5 protein-coding genes are annotated in these 6,150 nt (G+C 59.3%); 4 read left to right on the plus strand and 1 reads right to left on the minus strand.

The features are described from left to right. Positions 1-361: 361 nt before the first annotated feature. Positions 362-1,288 carry a LysR family transcriptional regulator gene (locus tag ACIQUI_RS28350; protein WP_403204381.1) on the minus strand — a complete coding sequence of 309 codons (927 nt, stop codon included), beginning with the start codon at positions 1,286-1,288 and terminating at the stop codon, positions 362-364. Between the two features lie 167 nt (positions 1,289-1,455). Here ACIQUI_RS28350 and feaR point away from each other — a divergent pair, with 167 nt between their 5' ends. The 4 genes from feaR to ACIQUI_RS28370 all read left to right on the plus strand — a co-directional run bounded on the left by feaR (position 1,456) and on the right by ACIQUI_RS28370 (position 6,102). Beyond that, on the plus strand, positions 1,456-2,394 hold the full coding sequence (gene feaR / locus ACIQUI_RS28355; RefSeq protein ID WP_403204384.1) for a transcriptional regulator FeaR: 939 nt from the start codon (positions 1,456-1,458) through the stop codon (positions 2,392-2,394). A gap of 320 nt (positions 2,395-2,714) precedes the next feature. Then, on the plus strand, positions 2,715-4,046 hold the full coding sequence (locus ACIQUI_RS28360; RefSeq protein ID WP_403204386.1) for a hypothetical protein: 1,332 nt from the start codon (positions 2,715-2,717) through the stop codon (positions 4,044-4,046). A 506-nt stretch (positions 4,047-4,552) separates the two neighbouring features. Continuing rightward, positions 4,553-5,722, plus strand: coding sequence for an indole-3-acetate monooxygenase (gene iacA, locus ACIQUI_RS28365; protein WP_403204389.1), 1,170 nt, complete (start codon positions 4,553-4,555; stop codon positions 5,720-5,722). A 17-nt stretch (positions 5,723-5,739) separates the two neighbouring features. Continuing rightward, on the plus strand, positions 5,740-6,102 hold the full coding sequence (locus tag ACIQUI_RS28370; protein ID WP_403204392.1) for an IacB protein: 363 nt from the start codon (positions 5,740-5,742) through the stop codon (positions 6,100-6,102). Positions 6,103-6,150 lie beyond the last annotated feature (48 nt).

A 6,150-nucleotide genomic window follows, 5' to 3' on the forward strand; every position in this document is an offset into this window, starting at 1 on the left:
ATCACCTTTATCAGAACGTCGGCCAGCCGCTGCCTGTCATCTGTCAGGTAGATGCACAGGCGTGTTGGCGAACATTGTCTTTTGATGGGTGGAGGCGGTGTAAAGCCTTCGCGCTAGCGCTGAGTGGACAGGTGCAAAGGCTCCGGCAGGCGGGAGGGATGGGTGCTGTGAAAGTGGAGTTGGATGTCGCGCACGGTCATGGCCTTGGCCCTCTTGTTATGTGCTTCATCTGGTGTGAAGCGTTATGGGCCAAACGCTAATGCCGGTGTCGATCCGGCTCAATAACAAGGGTGATCAATGTTGTTGCGTTTTATGCAACGAATGGCCGGCGATTGCGTATTCGCAACAACATCAAGGGGCGTCAGATCGCCATGCGAACGGCCCGTGCCATTTCGGTGGCCAGCGCTCTGGAGAGCTCATCAAGTGCCCGACCCCGGCGTGCCACGATCTGGATGTCGGTGCCATTCATCTCGTCGTTGCTGATTGCGATGGCTTTGAACGTCCCGGCCTTGAGCTCTTCGATGACAGGAAGCTCGGCGAGCAGGGTGGCGCCAAGGCCCGAGCGCACGAAGTCCAGAATCACTGTCAGCGAGTTTGCGGTAAGCGCTGGCACGATCTGGAAGGGCTGGTTCTTGCAGGCATCATCGACCAGTTGCCGCACCCGAAAATTTGCGCCTGGCAACACCAGTGGTTCGTTGGCAATTTCTTCCAGGCTGATCTGCGAGCGGCCGGCAAGCCCGCTTCGCTGGTGGACGATCATGCGCAAGGGCTGTGGAACGCTGAACAGCCGCGTCAGGTTGGCAACTGCACTGGGCGAGAACACGACCCCCAAGTGGGCCTCGTCAGCCAAAACCATCCGTTGTACCTCGAAAGAGGGCGCGGTGATGATTTCAGCCTTGTGCGCTGTGTGCTGGCGCAAAAACTCCTGCAACGAGCTGATTGCGCGCACACCCAGCAAGCCTTCGCCGATGGCGATGATCGTCGAGGCGCCTTGTCGGGCACGCAGTTCCGCAAGTTGATCGAACAGTGCAGCCTGCTGGCTCACGCGCTGGGCGTAGTACCCCACCAGCAGCAAGCCTGCCGCCGTGAGGCTGACCTTGTGGGTTGCCTTCTTGATCAGCTCGATACCCAGTTCTTCCTCCAGCTTTGCCACCTGACGGCTGACCGAGGACGCTGCAACGCCAAGCGATTCGGCCGCCGCGCGCATCGAGCCTTTTTCGTGGCACAGGTACAGATAGCGCAGACGGTAGTCGTGCAGGTCCGGCTGGGGTGTTGTGTGGTTGGGCATCACAGTGTTCTCTTGTCATTGACGAGCGGCGGCGGTTCTTATCGATCGGCGGGTCATGCGGCCAGGTTGGCCCGCTCCGTGCTTACCCATGCTACATCAGCTTTTTTGTTACCCATAATCACGTGAAAAGTGCACTATTGTGGGGCGAGCAAACGTCGGAGGTGGATGTGACCGGTCAAACGATGTCTGTCTGGAACGAGAATGTGCACGCGGTGTGCGGGCGCTTCGAAACCCGCTATGACCATTGCCAGAGCCTTTTCATTGGCGAATTACGGCGCTCGTTGCTGGGTACTACCCAGGTTGCTCACATTCGTACCAATGCCAATGCCATCGCTCGATCAGGGCGCGAGGCCGGCCGCGATAGCGACCCACATTGTTTCCTTGTGTTACAGCAACAGGGTGAAATGTCCATCGAACTGGGCGACCGCGTACTGGATTTGCGCGAAGGCGACTTGGCGTTGCTCGACTCCGCCCAGGGCATGAAAATGATTCCTCGCGGGCTCTTTTCTCATGTGTCGATCCATTTGTCCGGCGAGCGGCTCAGGCACCTGGAACCCAGTCAGTTTGGCAAGCTGTCTACGACCGGGGCCTGCGGTCAGTTGCTGGGGACGATCGTCCGTCAGGTGACTGGTGGCGAGCTTGAGCAGTGGGCTCGTCCCGAAGACAGCGATGGCTTGGAGACCGCGCTGGTCGGATTGTTGCAATCGGTCGTTGAATATCCCTCCCGGGATCTTTCGCCCGGGTTGCACCTGCATGAGGTGCAGTCCCTGATTCAGCAGCGGCTGGACTCACCACGGCTGTCGCCGATCGCCCTGGCGCAGGAGCTGGGTATTTCCAGTCGCCAGTTGTATCGATTGTTCGAAACGAGCGGCGACAGTGTATGCCGCTACATTCTGCGCGAGCGCTTGCTCAAGGCGGCGCAGGATCTGCGCAACCCGGCCTACAGCCACCGTTCCATCACCGATATCGGCACGCGATGGGGCTTTGCAGACTCTGCGCATTTCTCCAAGACCTTCAAGAAGCAGTGGGGAGTCACTCCCCGTAGCTATCGCGCCATGCCTGTGGCGACCATATGCAAAACGCTGTCAGGCTTGACCAAACCATAGCCGGCTACCTGCGCCAGAATCAGCTCACGCCATCGAACCTGGCTTGGCCCGCAACCCTGCGTGCCTTGTCACAACAAATACAAAGAAGGTGAGTGCGATGAAGGCTGATGATCCGTTCCATGGAAGTGCTGACAGGTTTCTCGAGGCATTCGGGATAACGCTCCTGCTCAGCAGGGAAACACCGCACAGCGGCAGCTTGCTGGCCGCGGGCATGTCCGCCGTGCGGGTTGTACCTCACTGATCCCCACAGTTTTTACCTAAAGCCAATAACAACAAGAAGGTGGGCCGATTGTGCGGCCCGCCAAGGGAGATGCTTTGCCATGAAACCGTATCTGGGTACTGCGCTAGGGCGCTCTGTCTGCCTGTTGGGTGGTCTGTGGTGCTGTGCCGTACCGGCATTCGAGTTGATCGATGAAAACGACACCAAACTGTCGTTCGATCTGGAGGCCGTCCTTGGGGCCTTCCACAGCAACAAGAACTACCAGGTATGGGGCAACCGTGAAGCCGGTCACTCCAGCTGGCAAGAGGGCTATGTGAAATATGGGCTCAGTGGCAGCCTTGCACGTGACGGGATGGGCACCGTCTTCGGCAAGGCCAAAAGGGTTGCATCGGCAACCTGGGGGGATGGCGATGCCGGAGGCTTCACCAATGGCAGCGAGCGCACGGACAAGTGGGAGGAGGCCTACGCCGGCTGGCGTTCGGCGGATCTGTTCCCGGTGTTGGGCAAGGATGGCGTCGAAGTCTCGGCCGGGCGTCAGGCGGTGTTGCTCGGTGATGGCTTCATCGTGGCTGGCGACGGTATCAGTGCCGGGCGTGGTCTGGCCGGGGATGCCTACAACCGCGGTGGCGGCTACTACATCACGCCAAGGCGCGCTTTCGATCAGACGCTGTGGATCAAGCTCGGAGGGGAGCAGGGGCTGCACGGGTCATTGGGTTGGTTCAAGTCGGACAATCCGATCCAGGCCAAGGTCGAGATGGCCTTTTCCACGCTCGAGTACTCGGGGGCTGCCGGGACGGTGGGGCTGACCTATCTGCATGGCCTTGGGGTAGACAAGAAATTCGCCGTCGATGCACAGGCCGACCGTGACGGCATGGATGTCTACAGTATCCGGGCTACGGGAAACGCCGGTGTCGAGCAGCTGTTCCTGTCATCCGAGCTCGGTTGGCAGAATACCCGCCGGGGGAATGCGCAGGCAGGCTACGTCGAGGCAGCCTGGACCTTCACCAGCCTGCCCTGGCAGCAGACCCTCGGCTACCGCTATACCGGGTACGGCGCACATTGGGATTCTTTGCTGTACGGCTTCACCCGTGGCTACGGCACCTGGTTCCAGGGGGAGGTGGCTGCGAACTACGCCGGGCCATTCGGGGCCAACACGTCAATCCATCATGTGTACTGGCGCGCCCAGCCACATGAAAATCTGGCGTTGAACGTACTGGCCTACGATTTCCGTACGCATCGTCCCAATGGTGCGCCGGATACCTCCGGCCGCGAGCTGGATCTTACGCTGGACTGGACTGTCACGCCGAACGTTGTGGTGTCGCCGATGCTTGGCTTGTACGACCCCAAAAAAGACGCAGCGCATGGAGGTTTACAGGTCGGCGACAACGATCTCAACGTCTACACGGCGTTGGTTATTTCCACTCATTTCTGAAGCGGGGCCTGGGCCCTGATCCTGAACGCATGGCAGCGGCTTTTGCAGCGCTGCCATGCGTTGTCATTTCTGCCCTCAGGAACTTCAGTATCAGATCATCGGCAAATTCAAAGTGTTCGTTTATCGGACGTTTTTTAAAGCTTTTAGATCTAGGGTTTGCAGAAAAATGAAAATATCTAAAACATGAAAAACCAATTAAATCAATAATATAGACATGTCAATAATAATCATTATTGTTTATCGAGTGAACTGTTTCGAACAAATATCCCGTGAATATTCAATTGACAATTCACGTAAATAGTCGCAAATTTTGGTCATCGGCAAATACAACAAGAGAGACATACCATGCCGCCCGTCCAAGACCATTTCATGCAAAGTGGTGCGTGCGTTTTCACCGAAAACATGCCCACGCCTCAACCGATTATCGGTAGCGCCAGTTCCCGCACAGGGCACGGCATTCCCCTTCTTGTCCCTTGTTCCAACCGTGCCTGAGACGGAGAAAGTCTATGGATTCGCTATGCCTGCGTGCAGCGCCCGTGTCGGCGCTTTCCTCTGGTGCAGCCTTTGAGGCTCTGCTCGAGGGTGTTCGGGATCGTGCCCGCTTGGGAGAGTTCGATCATCAGCGCCACATTTCCCGAGACGTGATCGATGCCTTCAAGGCCCATGGTGTGTATCGCGCCCTGGTGCCCCAGCGTTTCGGCGGGCTGGAATGCTCACCTGCACAGTTCTGCGAAATGATCGAGCGTATATCCCATGCCGACGGTTCGGCCGGCTGGGTGGCAAGCTTCGGCATGAGCCCGGTCTATCTGGCGGCACTACCCCTGGAGACCATTGCCAGGATCTACCAGAAGAGCCCGGATACGGTGTTTGCCGGTGGCATCTTCCCGCCGCAGCCAGCCGAGATCGTCGCAGGCGGCTTCAAGGTCAATGGTCGCTGGAAATACTCCAGTGGCTCGATGGGCGCCGACATCATTGGCGTCGGCATCGCGCCACGCAATGGCGACAAGCTGGACCTGCCGCGTCTGGCGGTTATGCCGAGCAGCCAGGCCCGCATCGAAGAAACCTGGGACACCGTGGGCCTGCTGGGCACCGGCAGCCACGATGTGGTGGTCGAGGATGTCGTGGTGGGCGAAGAGTGGACGTTCGTCCGAGGTGGCAAGGCCAACCTCGATGAGCCGTTGTTCCGCTACCCGTCGTTGTCGCTGGCCACTCAGGTGCTGTCGGTAGTCGGGCTGGGCGTGGCGCGTGCGGCACTGGATGAACTGTCGGCAATGGCCAGCGGGCGCATCTCGGTCACCGGCGCACCGGCATTGGCAGACCGTCCCCTGGCCCAGGTCGATGTGGCCAAGGCCGAAGCCTCGCTGCGCTCGGCGCGTGCCTTCTTCTATGAGTCCATCGAGCAGGCGTGGGAACACGTGCTTGCTGGCGACCCTGTACCGGTCGAGGCCACCAACCTGCTGCGTCTGTCTTCCACTCACGCTACCCGTGTGGCGGCCGACGTGGCGCGCAACGCACAGATGCTTTCGGGCATGACCGGCATCTACAGCCAGAGCCCGCTGGCCCGCTGCGTCAACGACGCTCAGGTGGTTACCCAGCACGCCTTCATGGGCGATGTCACCTATCAGAACGCCGGAGCCATGTTCTTCGGTAAACAGCCCCTTCCGGGCTACCTGTAACTTTCGGGATCTTTGAAATGAGCGAAAAGAAAGCGTTGCGAGTGCTGTTCTGCATGGGCATCAACCAGAACTTCTTCGATGCCCCGCGTGAGGAGCAGCTGCAGGTCTGGGCTGCCTTCAGTGAGATGTGGAACGGCATTCATGATCTGGCCGGAGTCAGCGTGCTGGGCAACATGGATGACGACAAGAGCATGGTCGGCCCATCCGATGGTTTCCCCTGGACCACCTACCTGCTGGCCGACGTGCCGGACATCGAAACCGTGCATGCCGCCTGCAACCTGTTCCGCACCACGGCGGTGGGCGAGGGCCCTTACAAGCTGTGGCGGTACGCCAAGGTCGAGGCCCGTGTTGGCCGCGAGCTGATCATCCAGCGCGCCTGAAGCCCCCAGTATCGAGAACAGCCGGCCATCGACGCCGGCAAGGAGTAC

The organism is Pseudomonas sp. NPDC090592, from assembly GCF_044769185.1.
Taxonomy (GTDB): Bacteria; Pseudomonadota; Gammaproteobacteria; order Pseudomonadales; family Pseudomonadaceae; genus Aquipseudomonas.